Genomic DNA, 16,915 nt, shown 5'->3' with positions numbered 1-16,915 from the left:
CTACGCCTATCCTTCTCGACAACTTCACTGCCACGCGGAGCGAACGAAACCTTCGCTGGTGACAGTGCCCCGGCAACATTACCGAACGAGATGATCGCGGCGAGTCCGGCGCTGCCGGTGGCGGATGAAGTGACGCTCCGATTGTGACCTTGAGCAAGGCCACAATCGGGGCGTCAGGACGGGTCAGTGCTTCTCAGGACCCCAGTAGTACTCGAAGACCAGGCCGCCGACGGCCGTCAGCACGAAGCAGATGCCCGCCACGATCAGCCAGGGAAGCCACAGAGCGGCACCCACGGCGGCGACCGAGAAGGACAGCGCGATCAGGATCGGCCACCAGCTGTGCGGCGAGTAAAAGCCCAGTTCCCCTGCGCCATCGCTGATCTCGGCGTCTTCGTAGTCCTCGGGGCGGGTGTCGAGACGCCGCGCCACGAAGCGGAAGAAGGTGCCGGTGATCAGGGTCAGGCCGGTGGTGAGCACGAGCGCGGTGGTACCGGCCCACTCGACGCCACCGGTGGCGAACATGGCGGTCAAGACGCCGTACACCACCGCCGACAAGGCGAAGAACGCCGTGAGGATCTCGAACAGTCGAGCTTCAATATGCATTGCGTGTAGCCCCTACTTGCTCGCCTGCGGTGCCTGCTCACCGCGCCGGGTATCGAACGGGTGCGTGGTGACGGCCAACGGCTCCTGGTTGATGGCCGCCAACGCCTCGGCATTGGTCTTGCCGGCGTTGCGCTGATCGATGTAGGCCTTGAAGTCATTGGGTTCGACGACCCGGACCTCGAAGTTCATCATCGAGTGGTAGGTGCCGCACATCTCGGTGCAGCGGCCGACGAACGCACCGGTCTGCTCGATCTTGCTGACCTGGAAGATGTGGTCCGAATGGTTGGCCACGGGATCGGGCATCACGTCGCGCTTGAAGAGGAATTCGGGCACCCAGAATCCGTGGATCACGTCCGCGGAGTTCAGCTGGAACTCGATGCGCTTACCCGCCGGGAGCACGAGCACCGGGATCTCGGTGGAGCTGCCCAGTGTTTCGATCTTGTCGAAGTTCAGGTAGGTGCGGTCCTCGGGGTTGATGCCGTGCACCGCGCCGACGCGCTCCTTGCCGTGCGCGTCTTTACCCTCGGGCTTGGACGTCATCGCGGACTTGCGCGCAGCGTCGGCACCGTCGTAATCGAACGAGCCGTCGGCGTAGTCGATCTTCTGGTAGCCGAACTTCCAGTTCCACTGGAAGGCGGTCACGTCGATGACGACCTCAGGGTTGGGGTCCTTGTGCAGCATGCGCTCCTGGACCACCACGGTGAAGTAGAACAGCACCGAGATGATGAGGAACGGGATGACCGTCAGCACCAGCTCCAGCGGCATGTTGTAGCCGAACTGGCGCGGCAACTCGGTGTCGCCCTTCTTCTTCCGGTGGAAGGCGCTCGACCAGAAGATCAGGGCCCACACGATGGCGCCGACCACGAAGGAGGCAATCACCGAGCCGATCCACAACTCTCGGTTGAGTTTGCCCTCCGGGGTGATCCCGGTCGGCCAGCCGAGCGCGAGTGCGTCCTGCCAGCTGCAGCCGCTCAGCAAGAGCGCCGAGCCACCCAAGACAATTGTCAACAACGCCGCTCGGGCCACCGTCTTAAGCCCGCGAGGTGTCACGTTGGCGCCTCCTAGATCGGTATTTCGCGACCGCGACCGGTCGTTGTTTTGCGAATACTACGCAGCGTAGACCACGCCGGTCCACGGGAGCGAAGCGACTCGGGAATGGCGTCGCGACGGGGACCCGGCGACTGGTGCAACGGCCCGGGCGGTGGTCTCGGGACCCGTCGGATCAGACATACTGGCGCGGTGTGCGGACTGCTCGCCCTGGTAACTGCCCCTACCGAGACCAACCCCGAAACCACCCGGGGTGACATCTCCCCCGAAGCTGGATCGAGGCTGGCCGACGCGGTGGCGAACGCTTCCCACCTGATGCGTCACCGGGGTCCCGACGAGCCCGGCACCTGGACCGACGGCGACGGACACGACGGCACCGTGGTCCTCGGCTTCAACCGGCTGTCGATCATCGACATCGCGCACAGCCATCAGCCGCTGCGCTGGGGGCCCGCCGAAGCCCCGGACCGCTACGTGCTGGTGTTCAACGGCGAGATCTACAACTACGTCGAACTGCGCGAAGTGTTGCGTTCCGAACACGGTGCGGTATTTCACACCGACGGCGACGGCGAGGCCATCGTCGCGGCCTACCACTACTGGGGCACTGAGGCGCTGAATCGCCTCCGGGGCATGTTCGCGTTCGCGTTGTGGGACACCGTCGAGCGTGAAATGTTCTGCGCCAGGGACCCTTTCGGCATCAAGCCGCTGTTCATGGCGACCGGGCCGGGCGGCACGGCGGTGGGTAGCGAGAAGAAGTGCCTGCTCGACCTGGCCCAGGATGCGGACCTGGCGCTGGGTTTCGACCTCAACATCGACGAGCGCGCCGTGCAGCACTACACGGTGCTGCAGTACGTGCCCGAGCCGGAGACGCTGCACCGGGGAATCCGCAGGCTGGAGTCGGGCAGTTACGCGCGGTTCAAGCCTGGCGCCCGCCCCGAGGTGACGCGCTACTTCGTCCCGAAATTCAACGCGGTGCCGTTCGTCAAGGGCGGCGACCAGGCCCGTTACGACGAGATCACTGCCGCGCTCGAGGATTCCGTGGCCAAGCACATGCGCGCCGATGTGACGGTGGGTGCGTTCCTGTCCGGGGGGATCGACTCGACGGCCATCGCCGCGCTGGCGATGCGTCACAATCCCCGGTTGATCACGTTCACCACCGGCTTCGAGCGTGAGGGTTTCTCCGAGGTCGACGTGGCCGTGGCCTCTGCAGAGGCGATCGGCGCGCGGCACGTCGCCAAGGTGGTGAGCCCGGCCGAGTTCGTCGAGGCGCTGCCCGAGATCGTCTGGTACCTGGATGAGCCGGTGGCCGATCCGGCCCTGGTGCCGTTGTTCTTCATCGCCCGTGAGGCGCGCAAACACGTCAAGGTCGTGCTGTCGGGTGAGGGCGCCGACGAGCTGTTCGGCGGCTACACCATCTACCGGGAACCCTTGTCGCTGCGGCCGTTCGACTATCTGCCGCGGCCTGTGCGCAAGTCGCTGGGTAAGGCATCGAAGCCGTTGCCGGAGGGCATGCGGGGCAAGAGCCTGCTGCATCGCGGCTCGCTGACGCTCGAGGAGCGCTACTACGGCAATGCCCGCAGCTTCTCGGACGATCAGTTGCGCGCGGTGCTGCCCGGCTTCCGCCCGGAGTGGACGCACACCGACGTCACCGCCCCGGTGTACGCGGCATCGCAGGGCTGGGATCCGGTGGCGCGTATGCAGCACATCGATCTGTTCACCTGGCTGCGCGGCGACATCCTGGTCAAGGCCGACAAGATGACCATGGCCAACTCGCTGGAGTTGCGGGTGCCGTTCCTGGATCCCGAGGTGTTCGCGGTGGCTTCCCGGCTGCCGGTCGATCAGAAGATCACCCGCTCGACGACCAAGTACGCCTTGCGCCGGGCGCTGGAGCCGATCGTCCCGGCCCATGTGCTCAACCGGCCGAAGCTGGGCTTTCCGGTGCCGATCCGGCACTGGCTGCGGTCCGGTGAGCTGATGGACTGGGCCTACTCCATGACGGCGTCGTCACAAACGGACGATTTCATCGATCGGTCCACGGTGCGCACCATGCTCGACGAGCATCGCAACGGGGTCAGCGATCACAGCCGCCGGCTCTGGACGGTGCTGATCTTCATGCTGTGGCATGCGATCTTCGTGGAGCACAGCGTGACGCCCCAGATCAAGGAGCCGCATTACCCGGTGCAGCTGTAGGCAGCTCTAGGCCCTTTCAGGCCCAGAGCCGCCCCGGGTGTCAGGCCGGCGGGATCAGGCCAGCGCCTTGCCGATCTCGGCGCCCGCATCGGCGCCGTAGGCGTCGGTGAGTCGCTGCACTGCCTCGGCCGCGTCCCACGTCCATTCCTGCGGACCCGTCGCCTCCAGGACCAGCACTGCGACCAAAGACGCGAGCTGGGCGGAGCGCTCGAGGTTCAATCCCGCGCTGCGACCGGTGAGGAAACCGGCCCGGAACGCGTCGCCGATGCCGGTGGGGTCCGCCTGATGCTTCTCGGGCACGACGCCGACGTGCACGAATGTGCCGTCCGAGCTGACCAGGTCGACGCCCTTGGCGCCCAGTGTGGTGACGCGCATGCCGATCTGGCCCATCACCTGGGCCTCGCTCCACCCAGACTTCTGCAGCAGCAGATCCCATTCGTAGTCGTTGGTGAACAGGTAGGTGGCGCCGTTGATCAGCTTGCGGATCTCCTCGCCGGAGAGCCGGGCCAGCTGCTGGGACGGATCGGCGGCGAAGGCCAGGCCGAGCTCGCGGCATTCCTCGGTGTGCAGGAACATCGCATCCGGATCGTTGGCGCCGATGATCACCAGCTCGGGCTTGCCCACTCGGGCCACCAGGTCGGCAAGGGAGATGTTGCGCGCCTCCGACATGGCACCGGGATAGAACGAGGCGATCTGGGCCATGTCCTCGTCGGTGGTGCAGACAAAGCGTGCGGTGTAGGCGCTCTCGGAGATCAGCACATTGCCGCAGTCGACGTTGGCACCCTCCAGCCAGGCCCGGTACTCACCGAAATCCTGACCCGCGGCGCCGACGAGCGCGACGTCACCGCCGAGGGTGCCGATCGCGAAGGCCATGTTGCCCGCCACGCCCCCGCGGTGGATCACCAGATCATCGACCAAGAAGCTCAGCGACACCTTCTGCAGGTGATCTGCCAGCAGTTGCTCGGAGAATTTGCCCGGGAACCGCATCAGGTGGTCGGTCGCGATGGATCCGGTAACTGCGATGGTCACGTGGTGTCACCCCTCATTTCGTTAAGTCGGCTACATAACAGTACCCGCGCGGCCTGTCAGCGCTCTGCGCGCACAGTCGCACGTCATCGGGTTGCGCTAACCTGCGTATAACCGTATTCCCGGTCACCGTAGACGGCTGACCAACCTCCAGATCACGCGGGGAGCGCCAATTAATGACTGGTTCTTACCAGTACCCCGAGCAGACTCCGCCTCAGCTGTATCCCGAGCAGGTGTCGCCCACACAGTCCGCATATCCCGGGACGCTGCCGCCTCCGGTGCCGTACCCGACGCGGCGGCGCTGGCCCAAGATTCTGGCGGGTGTGCTGGTCGTGGCGGCGCTCGCGGGCGTGTTGACCGCGGTGCTGGTCACCGGGCGCCGCGGTCCGGCTGCGCCGGTGGTGGTCTCCGACGCCCGGGCCCAGGCCGCGATCCAGGAGTACCTCGATGCGCTGCTGGCCGGGGATGACGAAACCGTTGCACGGCACACACTGTGCGGTCTGTACGACGGGGTGAAAGACCGCAAGGCCGATCTCGCGGTGGCAGGTCTGGCCAGTGACGCATTCCGTAAGCAGTTCAGCCAGGTCGAGGTGACGGGCATCGACGCGAACGTGCCGTGGTCCACCACGCAGGCACAGCTGCTGTTCACCATGCGGGTCGCGCCGGCCGGAGGGTCCGCACGCGGACAGCGCCCGGTCGATGAGGAACAACAGGGCGTGGCTCAGCTTCTGGTCAAGAAAGACGGGAAAAGCGAGCAGGTTCTGGTGTGCTCGTACGTGCTGCGCACCGGCGGTCAGTACTGACCGCCGGCCGCCGGCTCACGTCAGTTGAAGGAGTCGCCGCAGGCGCAGGAGCCGGTGGCGTTCGGGTTGTCGATCGTGAAGCCCTGCTTCTCGATGGAGTCGACGAAGTCGATGGTGGCGCCCTGCACATACGGTGCGCTCATCCGGTCCACGACCAGCTTCACACCGCCGAACTCGGCAGTGAGGTCACCGTCGAGGGCGCGATCGTCGAAGAACAGGTTGTAGCGCAGGCCGGCGCAGCCACCGGGCTGAACCGCGATACGCAGCGCGAGGTCGTCGCGACCTTCCTGGTCCAGCAGCGCCTTCGCCTTCGTCGCCGCAGCGTCGGACAGGGTCACACCGTGGGTTTCGGTGGTGGTGGCGTCCTGAACAGTCATAGCTCTCCCTAAGCCCTTGGGCATCACTGATGCCGGTACAGCTGAAGTACACAGGAAACGCGTGGACGTGCCGCGCGTCTACTACCTCAACGGTACCTTGTTCGGCCGCTATTCCCGACTTATCCACAGGCCCGGGGCATGTGACCAGGCCACCTGCGGCGGGCAGTAACCTGGCTGGCGTGAAGCTGCTGGGCCGTAAGAAGGACAACGAAGGCGAACCTGCCGTGACCGACCAGGTCACGAACGTCGATGGCGACGCCGGGTCACGTTCTGCCGATTCGACGCAGGCCGGCGGTGCCCCAGCTGGTACCGCCCCCAAGGGCAGGCCGACGCCCAAACGCAGCGAGGCCGCCAAGCGGCGCGGCCCGGTCGCCCCGGCGCCGCTGACCGCCGCCGAGGCACGTCAGCGCCGCAAGGAGCTGCGCGGGCCCAAGCTGTCCAAGGAAGAGCGCAAGATCGAGCGGCTGACCCGCCGCGCCGACATGGCCGACCGCCGCGAGAAGATGATGGCCGGTGACGAGTCCTACCTGCTGCCGCGCGACAAGGGGCCGGTGCGTCGCTACGTCCGCGACATCGTCGACTCCCGCCGCAACGTGCTGGGCCTGTTCATGCCCGCCGCTCTGGCGATGATCTTCTTCATGCTCGCGCTGCCGTCGCTGAAGTTCCAGCAGATCCTGTCCTACGCGATGCTGATTCTGGTCGTCATCATGCTGATCGACGGGTTGCTCGTGGGTCGCAAGGTGAACCACATGGTGGACGAGAAGTTCCCCGATAACACCGAAAGCGGTTGGAAACTCGGACTTTACGCGGCCAGCCGGGCGTCGCAGCTGCGCCGTATGCGCGCACCGCGGCCGGTGGTCGACCGCGGCGCCAAGATCTCTTGATGCCGTTTCAGGCGGCCTGAGGCGTGCGCACCCTGGTGCTCGGCGGCATCCGCTCTGGCAAGTCCCGATGGGCCGAAGGGGCCGTGACACATGGCGCCGGGGACGGTGCGCCGGTGCGTTATCTGGCCACCGGCCCGGCCGCCGACAGCGATCCGGCATGGGCGCACCGCGTGGGCATCCATCAGGCCCGTCGTCCCGCGCACTGGCGCACCGTGGAGACCTCTGATCTGGCGGCGGCCCTGACTGCAGGCCCGCACGCACCGAACGCCGCAACGCTCGTCGACGACATCGGAGGGTGGCTGACCGCGACCATGGACCGCCTCGGCGCCTGGACCGGTGGATCCGTGGGCCCCGAAGTCGACGCGTTGGTGCGGGCGGTGGACGCATTCACCGCTCCCCTGGTCCTGGTGAGCCCCGAGGTGGGGCTGACGGTGGTCCCCGCCACCGAGGCGGGACGCCGGTTCGCCGATGAACTGGGCACGGTCAACCAACGCCTGGCCGCGGTGTGCGACCGCGTGGTGCTGGTCGTGGCCGGCCAACCGCTCACGGTGAAGGAGCCGTCATGACCGAATTCGATGCGGCCTTTCCCCCGGTCACCGCACCGGACGCGGACGCCGCCGCGGCGGCGCGGGTCCGTCAGGCGCGGCTCACCAAGCCGCCGGGCTCGCTGGGCCGGCTCGAGGAGCTCTCGGTCTGGGCAGCCTCCTGCCAGGGCGTCTGCCCGCCGCGGCCGCTCACCCGGGCGCGCGTGGTGGTATTCGCCGCGGACCACGGAGTCACGGCAGCGGGGGTATCGGCGTTCCCGTCGGCGGTGACCGGCCAGATGGTGGCCAACTTCGACGCCGGTGGCGCCGCGATCAACGTGCTGGCCGAGGTGGCCGGGGCCACCGTGCGGGTGGCCGACGTCGCCGTCGACTGCGATGAACCGGCCTCCCCCGCGATCGGCGCCCACAAGGTGCGCCGCGGCTCGGGCAACATCGCGATCGAGGACGCGCTGAGCGCCGAGGAGGCCGTGGCTGCCGTCGCGGCGGGGCGCCAGATCGCCGACGACGAGGTCGATGCCGGTGCCGATCTGCTCATCGCCGGCGACATGGGGATCGGAAATACCACGGCGGCAACGACTTTGGTGGCCGCCCTGACGGGTGCCGAACCCGTCGTGGTGGTGGGACGGGGCACCGGCATCGACGACCAAGGCTGGATGCGCAAGGCCGGCGCGGTACGCGACGCGCTGTACCGGGCCCGCTCCGTGACGCGTCAGCCGCTGGGGCTGTTGCGGGTGTGTGGCGGCGCCGATCTGGCGGCCATGGCCGGATTCCTGGCGCAGGCCGCGGTGCGCCGCACGCCGGTGCTCCTGGACGGCTTGGTGGTGACGGCCGCGGCGCTGGTGGCCGAGGAGTTCGCACCGGGTGCCCGGGAGTGGTGGCAGGCCGGGCACCGATCGACCGAGCCGGCCCACAGCCTGGCACTGTCGCATCTGGGACTGGAGCCGATCATCGACCTCGGCATGCGGCTGGGCGAGGGCACCGGTGCCGCGGTGGCGTTGCCGATCGTGCGCGCCGCCATCGCCACCCTGGCCTCGATGGCCACCTTCGACGAAGCCGGAATCTCCGAAGAGACATGATGTCCCCACGCGGCGGAATGTCCGCACTCGGCGGGGCCTTCGCGTTCGGCACGGTGCTGCCGATCCGTTGCTCGGCCCCGGTGGGCCGCGGTGCGCTGACGGCGCTGCCGGTGGTCGGCCTCGCCCTGGGCGCGCTGGCGGCCGGCGTGGTCGCCGGCGGCCAATGGGCGTTCGGCACCGGCAGCGCACTGCCCGGCCTGCTGGCGGTCGCCGCTCTCCTGCTGGCCACGCGCGGGCTACACATCGACGGGTTCTGCGACACCGTCGACGGGCTGGGTTGTTACGGACCTCCCGAGCGGGCACTGGCGGTCATGCGTGACGGTTCGGCGGGCCCGTTCGGCGTCGCCGCCGTGATCGTCGTGATCGGTTGTCAGACATTGGCATTCAGTCAACTCGGCGCGGTGGCCATCGTCACCGCCGTCACGGCGGGCCGGGTCGGCGCGGTAATCGCCTGCCGACGTTCGGTACGGGCCGCCGCGGGCAGCTCGCTGGGCGGTGCGGTCGCGGCCACCCAGCCGGTCGCCGTGGTGGCGGGCTGGGTGATCGCGGTCGCCGCACTGGCCGCATGGGCCGGGCCCCGGATGTGGCAGGGCCCCGTCGTGGTCGTGGCCGCGCTCGGTTGTTCCGCGCTGCTGGTGGCCCACTGCGTGCGCCGGTTCGGCGGCATCACCGGCGACGTGCTGGGTGCGGCCGTGGAGGTCACGACGACGCTGACGGCGCTCGGTCTGGCGGTCGGCTAATTCAGCCGGGCCATCCAGCCGTGCGTGTCGGCGAAGGTGCCCCGCTGGATCCCGGTCAGGGTATCCCGCAGGGCCATGGTGATCTCGCCCGGTTGTCCGTCGGCGATGGTGAAGTCCCCGTCCGCGTACTTCACGTGTGACACCGGGGTGATCACCGCGGCCGTGCCGCAGGCGAACACCTCGGTGATCTCGCCCGCAACGGCTTTCTTCTGCCACTCCGCGACGTCGATCTTGCGTTCCTCGACAGCGAAGCCGGCGTCGGAGGCCAACTGCAGCAACGAATCTCGCGTGATACCGGGCAAGAGCGATCCGGACAGTTCCGGGGTGACGAGCCGGGCCGAGCCGCCGCTGCCGAAGACGAAGAACAGGTTCATCCCGCCCATCTCCTCGACGTAGCGACGCTCGAGTGCATCGAGCCACACCACCTGGTCGCAGCCGTTGTCGGCGGCCTGCGCCTGGGCGAGCAGCGACGCCGCGTAGTTGCCACCGAACTTGGCCGCACCGGTGCCGCCGGGTGAGGCGCGCACGTACTCGTGCGACAGCCACACGCTGACCGGCTTGATGCCGCCCTTGAAGTACGCCCCGGCAGGCGAGCCGATCACCAGGTAGCGGTACTCGTTGGCCGGACGCACACCCAGGCCCGGCTCGGTGGCGATCACGAACGGCCGCAGGTACAGCGACTCCTCACCGCCGGCCGCGGGCACCCATAACTCGTCGACCGCGATGAGTTGGCGCAGCGATTCGAGGAACATGTCCTCGGAAAGCTCCGGGATGGCCAGCCGCCGCGACGAGGCACGCAACCGCGCCGCGTTGGACTCCGGCCGGAACGACACGATCGAGCCGTCGGCCCAGCGGTACGCCTTGAGCCCCTCGAAGACTTCCTGCGCGTAATGCAGGACGATGGCCGACGGATCGAGCTCGATCGGCCCGTACGGGATCACCCGCGGATCGTGCCAGCCCTGTCCCGCGGTGTAGTCGATGGCCACCATGTGGTCGGTGTGGTACTTGCCGAATCCCGGGTTGGCCAGGATGGATTCGCGTACCGCATCGGTCGCCGGATTCGCGTTGGCTGAAACCGTGAACTCGATATGGCCGCTAGTCATGCAGCGATTGTATCGCCCGAGCGCTAGCGTATTTCCCCGCCTCAGCGGGTGTGCGGGGCTACGAACGGCGGCTTGACCACTTCACATTCGACGGCACGGCCGCGCACGTCCACACTCACCCGTTGCCCGTCCGCGATGTCGTGGGAAGTGTCGATGAGCGCCAGGGCGATCCCGACTTTCAGTGACGGCGAGAAGGTTCCCGACGTCGTGGTGCCGATTCTCGTTTCCCCGTCCAGAACCGCGAGATCGGCGCGCAGTACCCCGCGCCCGACGGCCTTGAGACCGCGCAGCACCCGGGCCGGGCCGGCCTCCTTCTCGGCCAGCAATGCCTCGCGTCCCCAGAAGGCGTCCTTCTTCCAGCCGATCGCCCAGCCGCACCGGGCCTGCAGCGGCGAGATGTCGAGCGAAAGCTCGTGGCCGTGCAGCGGATAGCCCATCTCGGTGCGCAGGGTGTCGCGGGCACCCAGGCCGGCGGGTTCGCCGCCGGCGGCCCGCACTGCCGCCACCAGAGCGTCGAACACCACGCCGGCGCGATCCCAGGCCGGCAGCAGCTCGTAGCCGTGCTCGCCGGTGTAGCCCGTGCGGCAGACTCGGACGAACACCCCGTCGTATTCGGCGTCCGCGTAACCCATGTAGTCCATGTCGGTGGGCAGCCCGAGCGCGCCGAGGACCTCGGCGGATTTGGGACCCTGCACTGCCAGCACTGCATAGGAGCGGTGCTCGTCGGTGATGGTCAGCCCTTGCGGGGCGTTCTTCTGCAGTTCGGCGACGACGGCCGCGGTGTTGGCGGCGTTGGGCACCAGGAAGATCTCGTCGTCGGAGACGTAGTAGGCGATCAGATCGTCCACAACACCGCCTGACTCGGTACAGCACAGGGTGTACTGCGCCTTGCCCGCCCCGATCCGGTTCAGGTCGTTGGTGAGGGCGGAATTGACGTAGGCCGCCGCGCCAGGGCCTTTGACCAGTGCCTTTCCAAGGTGGCTGACGTCGAAGAGGCCCACGGTGTCGCGCGTGGCGTTGTGTTCGGAGACAGTTCCGGCGTAGGACACCGGCATCAGCCATCCACCGAATTCGGCAAAACTGGCTCCCAGTTCACGATGGCGGTCTTCCAGCGGTCCGTGCAGCAGATCGTCAGTCACGGTTTCACCCTAATCTGCACGCCGGAACGGACCGCCTGATCGGGCCACCGGCTGCACACTTGTCTGGTGGTCGATTTGGATGAACTCGCGGCCGCCGGGATCACCGACGCCCACGATCGCGCCCCGCTCATCGAGTACCTGGACTCTCTCGGGTTCACCGCCGAGCAGATGGTCGAGGCGGAGTCGCGCGGCCGGTTGTTCGGGCTGGCCGGCGACGTCCTGCAGTGGTCGGGGCCACCGGAATTCTGCCTGGCCGATGTGGCGGCCGAGATCGGAGTTCCGCTCGACGATGTGCAGCGGGCCTGGGCCGCGCTGGGCCTGACGGTGGCCGGCTGCGACGTGAAGACCCTGAGCCTGGCCGATCTGGAGACCCTGCGAACGTGGGCGGAGCTGCGGGTACTGGTCGGCGACGCCGAGGCCACCGGCCTGCTTCGCGTGGTGGGCGCGGGTATGGCCCGGCTGGCCGAGGCGCTGTCGTCGATGAGCCGGGCCAACACCCCCGACATCCAACTGGGCATCACCCACGATGAGCTTGTCACCGCCAAGGCGTACCGGGCCGCCGCCGGTTTCATCCCGCGGATCGGGTCGATGGTCGATGCGGTGCACCGCCACCACGTGATGAGTGCGCGCAGCTATTTCGAGCATGTGGTGCGCGACGGAACATCCAGCGTCTACTGCGGCATAGGTTTTGCCGATCTGTCGGGATTCACCGCGCTCACCCAGATGTTGACCACCACCGAACTCTCGGCACTGCTCAACGAGTTCAGCGCCACCAGTACCGCTGTCGTCCACGCCGCAGGCTGCCGCGTGGTGAAGTTCATCGGGGACGCCATCATGTGGGTCGGCTCCGAACCCGCCGAAGTGCTGCAGGTGGCTGTCGACCTCGTCACTCACCCCCGCGCCGCCCAAACCGGCCTCCAGGTGCGGGCCGGTCTCGATTTCGGTGAGCTGCTGGCCATCGGTGGCGACTACTTCGGTAACCCGGCGAATCGGGCGGCCCGGCTGGTCGCCGCGGCCGAACCGGCCCAGATCCTGGTCTCCGAGCCGCTGCGCGATCTGCTGCCGACCAGGGCGTTCGCGCCGGTCCGGTCGCTGACCCTGAAGGGTTTCGACGCACCGGTCCCGGCATACCCGTTGTCCGGACTTTAAGGTGAAACGGGTGAGCAGCGAACCCGGCTACCAGGCCCCCACCGTCACCGTCAGCTCGTCGTTGCCCCGCAAGGGTGTCGCCGAGGCCGTCCTCGTCATCGGAGTCGTCAGCGATGACTCGAGCCCCAAGGTGCTGGCCGCCCAGCCCTATCTCGACGAGGAGACAGTGGCCGCCGTCGAATCCGGGCTGCAGGCCCTCGGCGCCACCGGAGGCGAGGGCCAGACGCATCGACTCGTTGTGGCGTCGCTTCCGGTCGCCAGCGTGCTGGCCGTCGGCCTCGGCAAGCCGCGCGACGAGTGGCCGGCCGACGCGATCCGCCGCGCCGCAGGCACCGCGGCGCGCGCCCTGGACAAGGTCTCCACCGTGGTGACATCGCTGTCCGCGATCGATCTGGAAGCCGCGGTCGAGGGGTTGATCCTTGGCGCCTACCGGTTCAACGACTTCCGTAGCGCCAAGACCGCGCCCACCGACAGCGGTCTGACCGCGATCACCGCGCTGGTTGCGGACACCGCAAAGGCGGCGGAGGCAGAGGCGCAGCGCGCGGTGGACATCGCAAGCGCCGTGGCCACGGCCCGGGATTTCGTGAACACTCCGCCGAGCCACCTGTTTCCCGACGAATTCGCCAAGCGGGCAAAGGCTTTGGGCGAGGCTGCCGGGCTGGAGGTCGAGGTGCTCGACGACAAGGCGCTGACCAAGGCCGGTTACGGCGGCATCATCGGGGTCGGCAAGGGCTCCTCGCGCCCGCCGCGTCTGGTGCGGTTGATCCATCGCGGTGCCGGCAACAAGAAGGCCAAGCGCGTCGCGCTGGTCGGCAAAGGCATCACGTTCGACACCGGAGGCATCTCGATCAAGCCGGCCGCCAACATGCATCACATGACCTCGGACATGGGTGGCGCGGCCGCGGTCATCGCGACCGTGGTGCTGGCCGCGCGGCAGAATCTGCCGATCGAGGTCATCGCGACCGTACCGATGGCCGAGAACATGCCGTCATCGACCGCGCAGCGGCCGGGCGACGTGCTCACCCAATACGGCGGTATCACGGTGGAGGTGCTCAACACCGACGCCGAGGGCCGGTTGATCCTGGCCGACGCGATCGTGCGGGCATGCGAGGACGAGCCGAACTACCTGATCGAGACCTCCACTCTGACCGGTGCGCAGACCGTCGCGCTCGGCGCGCGTACACCGGGCGTGATGGGCAGCCAGGAGTTCCGCGACCGCGTCGCCACACTGTCGCAGGCAGAGGGTGAAAACGGTTGGGCCATGCCGCTTCCCGAGGAACTGAAGGATGACCTGAAGTCGACGGTGGCCGACCTCGCGAACGTCAGCGGGTCGCGTTTCGCCGGGATGCTCGTGGCCGGAACATACCTGCGCGAGTTCGTCGCCGACGGGGTTCAGTGGACGCACATCGACATCGCCGCACCGGCCTACAACACCGGCGGCCCCTGGGGTTACACACCCAAGGGCGGAACCGGGGTGCCGGTGCGGACGATGTTCGCCGTCCTGGAGGATATCGCCGCGAACGGCTGATCATGTTGCCGCCCAAGGTGAACAAGATGTCGAGGATTGCCCGCGATCTCGCCATCTTGTTCGCCTTGGGCGCCGCGCTCGCGGGCTGCTCGGACTCACCGAGCCCGCCCGCTTCCGCTCCCCCGAGCACGACCGCGACGACGCAGCCGAGTGCCACCACCCCGGCGAGCCCCATCCCCGCGGCCGGGGCGCAGCCGCGCCTGGCCCCTGACCCGGGCCGGCTCGCGGCGGATCTGGTGGCCGACGAGCGGGCCCTGCGCAATCCGTCGACACCGGAGGCCGCGCTCACCCAGGCTGCCCGGCGCCAGCAGGTGGCCTACCGCGCCATCGGCCGTCATCCCGAATGGGACGCGATCGTCCGGCCTCGTATCCCCGCCGATCTTGTCGCGTTCTACGACCACAATGTCGACGCGCGACGGCAGCTCGCCACGCTGGCCGAACCGCGGGACACGCTGCCCGCGTGGCGCATCGAACCGCCGCCGCCTGCGGAGCTGCTGCTCGATTCCTACCGCGAGACGGAGGCTGCCTCCGGCGTGGGCTGGAACTACCTGGCCGCGATCAACCTGATCGAGACCCGTTTCGGCAGTGTCAGCGGGACCAGCCTGGCCGGGGCGCAGGGCCCGATGCAGTTCATGCCGTCCACGTTCGCGGCCTACGGTGCGGGCGGTGACATCCATGCGCCCCGTGACAGCATCCTGGCGGCCGGTCGCTACCTGGCCGCCAACGGTTTTGCGAACAACCCCGACCATGCGCTGTTCCGGTACAACAACGCCGACGAGTACGTGCGTGCGGTCCACGCCTACGCCGCGGCGCTCGCGGCCGATCCGGCGGCGTTCGGCGCGTTCTACCGCTGGGACGTCTACTACGTGTCCACCGCGGGCGACGTCCTGCTGCCGATCGGATATGCGACCGAATCACCCATTCCGGTAGGCGAATACCTCGCCTCCCATCCGCAATAGCGCTACAGCGAGCCGGAGCGCGCCACCCGGCGCAGCGCCGACGGCATCAGCCGCGCCACCCCGTATGCCGCGTACGCCTCCGGCGTGACGGGGCGGATGGCCTTGTCCTTACGGACGGCCGCGACGATGGCTTTGGCCACCTTTTCCGGCCCGTAACGTCGTGCGGCGAAGGCCTTTTTGGCCCGCGCCCGCATCTGCTCGCCCTTGTCCTGCTTGTCCGCGGGAAGGTCGAAGCGGGTGGTGTCGATGATGTTGGTGTCGATGACGCCGGGGCAGATCGTGGTCAAACCGACTCCCGCCGACTTCAATTCGGCACGCAGACAATCGGAGAACATGAACACCGCGGCCTTGCTGGTGGAGTATGCGTTCATCGTTGCCGACGGTGTATAGGCAGCCATCGAGGCCACGTTGACGATGTGGCCGCCGGTCCCTCGTTCGATGAGGCGTCGCGCAAATGACCTGCAACAGTTGACGACTCCGCCGAAGTTGACGTCGAGCACCCGGTCGTACTGGTCGGCGGGGGTGTCGAGGAACTTTCCGCCGTGGCCGATTCCGGCGTTGTTCACCACGACGTCGGGTGTCCCGTGCGTGCTGCAGACCTGCTCGACGAAACTCTCCACCGCCTCGGCATCGGACACGTCGAGGCCGTAGGCATGTGCGACGCCACCGCCGGCGGCGATCTCGTTGGCGGTGGACTTCGCGGATGCTTCGTCGATGTCGCTGACCACCAGTTCGGCGCCAAGCGCGGCGAATGCGAGGGCAGTGGCACGGCCGATACCGCTGCCTGCACCGGTAACCGAAACCAGTGTGTCGCTGAAGGATTCGTGTGACCGGCCGACTTGTGCGCGCCGCAGCGCCCGGGCTGCCGGAGCACCCTCGATGTGATCGATCAACTCGGCTGTCGCGCCGGCGATGGCCCGCCAATGCGAGAACGGGGCCCAGTGCCCGGCCTTGAGATCACGGCGCCACAGCATCGGTACCCACCTGGACTCGTCGTCGTAGCCGTGCCCGCGCACCACAGGATCGTGGTCGTTGCAGATCAGCTGCACCGGCACCGTCACGTAGTGGTCGCTGCGCAGCGTCGTGAACGAGCGAATCGCGTTGGCGCGGTAGATCTTGAGCGAGTTGGCCGCGTCGGTGTCGAGCGTCTCGGACTGGAACTTGGGACCGGGGGTGTCGATGGCCTGCAGTCGGCGCGCGGCGCCGCGGCGCATCAACGCCGGTGCGATCACGGGGATCGAGAACGGGATCCAGTAGCTGAACCGCGACGCCAGATTGACCGCCTTGGCGAAGCGAATGGGCCGGTACGGGCGAGCCAGCCGGCTCCGCACGAACGTCCCGTAGTGGTCGGTGCTGGGTCCCGACACCGAGGTGAAGGACGCGACGCGCGCGGAGGCTTCCGGGCGGCTCAGGTACTCCCACGCCCCGACAGAGCCCCAGTCGTGGGCCAGCACGTGCACGGGTCGCCCGGGGCTGACGGCGTCGATCACCGCCGACAGATCGTCGGCAAAGCGGTCCATCCGGTATGCGGCGACGGGTTTGGGAACGTCTGAGTCGCCGGCACCGCGATTGTCGTACCGCACGATGTGGAACCGGTCTCCCAGTTCACCTGTCACGCCGTTCCACAGCACATGTGAGTCCGGCCAGCCGTGCACCATGACCAGCGTGGGGCGCTGCCGATCCCCTTGTTCGTAAACCGCGATGCGGGTTCCATCCGAGCTGACGACGAAGCGCTGCATAGTCCACCCC

Annotated in this window: 16 protein-coding genes; 9 read left to right on the top strand and 7 right to left on the bottom strand. The window is 67.9% G+C overall.

The features are described from left to right. Window positions 1-183: 183 nt before the first annotated feature. The gene (locus tag H977_RS0115750) at window positions 184-603 is read right to left on the bottom strand and encodes a cytochrome c oxidase subunit 4 (RefSeq protein WP_029108753.1); all 420 of its coding nucleotides are present in this window, start codon (window positions 601-603) and stop codon (window positions 184-186) included. A 12-nt stretch (window positions 604-615) separates the two neighbouring features. Further along, window positions 616-1,653, bottom strand: coding sequence for an aa3-type cytochrome oxidase subunit II (ctaC, locus tag H977_RS0115745; RefSeq protein WP_029108752.1), 1,038 nt, complete (start codon window positions 1,651-1,653; stop codon window positions 616-618). A 189-nt stretch (window positions 1,654-1,842) separates the two neighbouring features. On the opposite strand from ctaC, the gene asnB reads away from it, so the two are divergent. Next, on the top strand, window positions 1,843-3,837 hold the full coding sequence (gene asnB, locus H977_RS0115740) for an asparagine synthase (glutamine-hydrolyzing) (protein WP_029108751.1): 1,995 nt from the start codon (window positions 1,843-1,845) through the stop codon (window positions 3,835-3,837). Between the two features lie 54 nt (window positions 3,838-3,891). Here the strand turns inward: asnB and H977_RS0115735 are convergent, their stop codons facing one another. Then, a complete protein-coding gene (locus H977_RS0115735; RefSeq protein WP_029108750.1) occupies window positions 3,892-4,866 on the bottom strand; it encodes a carbohydrate kinase family protein in 975 nt (324 codons plus the stop codon). Window positions 4,867-5,039: 173 nt separating this feature from the next. Between H977_RS0115735 and H977_RS0115730 the strand changes: the two genes are divergently transcribed. Then, window positions 5,040-5,666: an Rv0361 family membrane protein gene (locus H977_RS0115730; protein WP_029108749.1), complete on the top strand. Its 627-nt coding sequence runs from the start codon at window positions 5,040-5,042 to the stop codon at window positions 5,664-5,666. 20 nt (window positions 5,667-5,686) lie between these two features. On the opposite strand, the gene H977_RS0115725 is transcribed toward H977_RS0115730, so the two are convergent. Next, entirely contained in the window at window positions 5,687-6,043 is a 357-nt protein-coding gene (locus H977_RS0115725) for a HesB/IscA family protein (protein ID WP_029108748.1), read from the bottom strand. Window positions 6,044-6,222: 179 nt separating this feature from the next. On the opposite strand from H977_RS0115725, the gene H977_RS0115720 reads away from it, so the two are divergent. From H977_RS0115720 to H977_RS0115705, 4 genes are read left to right on the top strand one after another with little or no spacing between them, the layout of a single operon-like run. Then, window positions 6,223-6,927: a DUF3043 domain-containing protein gene (locus H977_RS0115720; protein WP_029108747.1), complete on the top strand. Its 705-nt coding sequence runs from the start codon at window positions 6,223-6,225 to the stop codon at window positions 6,925-6,927. A gap of 23 nt (window positions 6,928-6,950) precedes the next feature. Beyond that, window positions 6,951-7,493 carry a bifunctional adenosylcobinamide kinase/adenosylcobinamide-phosphate guanylyltransferase gene (locus H977_RS0115715; protein WP_029108746.1) on the top strand — a complete coding sequence of 181 codons (543 nt, stop codon included), beginning with the start codon at window positions 6,951-6,953 and terminating at the stop codon, window positions 7,491-7,493. Then, a complete protein-coding gene (gene cobT / locus H977_RS0115710) occupies window positions 7,490-8,548 on the top strand; it encodes a nicotinate-nucleotide--dimethylbenzimidazole phosphoribosyltransferase (protein ID WP_029108745.1) in 1,059 nt (352 codons plus the stop codon). The genes H977_RS0115715 and cobT overlap by 4 nt, the downstream gene beginning before the upstream one ends. Before the next feature lie 17 nt (window positions 8,549-8,565). Further along, window positions 8,566-9,288, top strand: coding sequence for an adenosylcobinamide-GDP ribazoletransferase (locus tag H977_RS0115705; protein WP_036476247.1), 723 nt, complete (start codon window positions 8,566-8,568; stop codon window positions 9,286-9,288). Here H977_RS0115705 and H977_RS0115700 read toward each other — a convergent pair. Both H977_RS0115700 and gcvT read right to left on the bottom strand, forming a co-directional pair. Further along, on the bottom strand, window positions 9,285-10,391 hold the full coding sequence (locus H977_RS0115700; protein WP_029108743.1) for a branched-chain amino acid aminotransferase: 1,107 nt from the start codon (window positions 10,389-10,391) through the stop codon (window positions 9,285-9,287). The genes H977_RS0115705 and H977_RS0115700 overlap by 4 nt on opposite strands. A 41-nt stretch (window positions 10,392-10,432) precedes the next feature. Next, window positions 10,433-11,530 carry a glycine cleavage system aminomethyltransferase GcvT gene (gene gcvT, locus H977_RS0115695; RefSeq protein ID WP_029108742.1) on the bottom strand — a complete coding sequence of 366 codons (1,098 nt, stop codon included), beginning with the start codon at window positions 11,528-11,530 and terminating at the stop codon, window positions 10,433-10,435. A 66-nt stretch (window positions 11,531-11,596) separates the two neighbouring features. Between gcvT and H977_RS33305 the strand changes: the two genes are divergently transcribed. Genes H977_RS33305 through H977_RS0115680 form a run of 3 tightly spaced genes read left to right on the top strand, consistent with a single transcriptional unit; the run spans window position 11,597 to window position 15,166 of the window. Further along, the gene (locus H977_RS33305; protein ID WP_036476163.1) at window positions 11,597-12,679 is read left to right on the top strand and encodes an adenylate/guanylate cyclase domain-containing protein; all 1,083 of its coding nucleotides are present in this window, start codon (window positions 11,597-11,599) and stop codon (window positions 12,677-12,679) included. Window positions 12,680-12,689: 10 nt separating this feature from the next. Beyond that, window positions 12,690-14,207, top strand: a complete 1,518-nt coding sequence (locus H977_RS0115685) for a leucyl aminopeptidase (RefSeq protein WP_029108741.1) — start codon at window positions 12,690-12,692, stop codon at window positions 14,205-14,207. Window positions 14,208-14,233: 26 nt separating this feature from the next. Continuing rightward, window positions 14,234-15,166: a lytic transglycosylase domain-containing protein gene (locus tag H977_RS0115680; RefSeq protein ID WP_029108740.1), complete on the top strand. Its 933-nt coding sequence runs from the start codon at window positions 14,234-14,236 to the stop codon at window positions 15,164-15,166. Between the two features lie 2 nt (window positions 15,167-15,168). Here H977_RS0115680 and H977_RS0115675 read toward each other — a convergent pair whose 3' ends face one another. Then, window positions 15,169-16,905, bottom strand: coding sequence for an SDR family oxidoreductase (locus tag H977_RS0115675; RefSeq protein WP_029108739.1), 1,737 nt, complete (start codon window positions 16,903-16,905; stop codon window positions 15,169-15,171). Window positions 16,906-16,915 lie beyond the last annotated feature (10 nt).

Origin of the sequence: Mycobacterium sp. URHD0025 (genome assembly GCF_000426065.1) — a bacterium.
In the GTDB taxonomy this organism is placed as follows: Bacteria; Actinomycetota; Actinomycetes; order Mycobacteriales; family Mycobacteriaceae; genus Mycobacterium.
This window is presented reverse-complemented; position numbering and strand designations above follow the sequence as displayed.

Coding starts and splice junctions, on each gene's coding strand:
- H977_RS0115750 (WP_029108753.1), bottom strand. CDS start 603: ATGCATATTGAAGCTCGACTGTTCGAGATCCTCACGGCGTTCTTCGCC.
- H977_RS0115730 (WP_029108749.1), top strand. CDS start 5,040: ATGACTGGTTCTTACCAGTACCCCGAGCAGACTCCGCCTCAGCTGTAT.
- H977_RS0115725 (WP_029108748.1), bottom strand. CDS start 6,043: ATGACTGTTCAGGACGCCACCACCACCGAAACCCACGGTGTGACCCTG.
- cobT (WP_029108745.1), top strand. CDS start 7,490: ATGACCGAATTCGATGCGGCCTTTCCCCCGGTCACCGCACCGGACGCG.
- H977_RS0115705 (WP_036476247.1), top strand. CDS start 8,566: ATGTCCGCACTCGGCGGGGCCTTCGCGTTCGGCACGGTGCTGCCGATC.
- H977_RS0115700 (WP_029108743.1), bottom strand. CDS start 10,391: ATGACTAGCGGCCATATCGAGTTCACGGTTTCAGCCAACGCGAATCCG.
- H977_RS0115680 (WP_029108740.1), top strand. CDS start 14,234: ATGTCGAGGATTGCCCGCGATCTCGCCATCTTGTTCGCCTTGGGCGCC.
- H977_RS0115675 (WP_029108739.1), bottom strand. CDS start 16,905: ATGCAGCGCTTCGTCGTCAGCTCGGATGGAACCCGCATCGCGGTTTAC.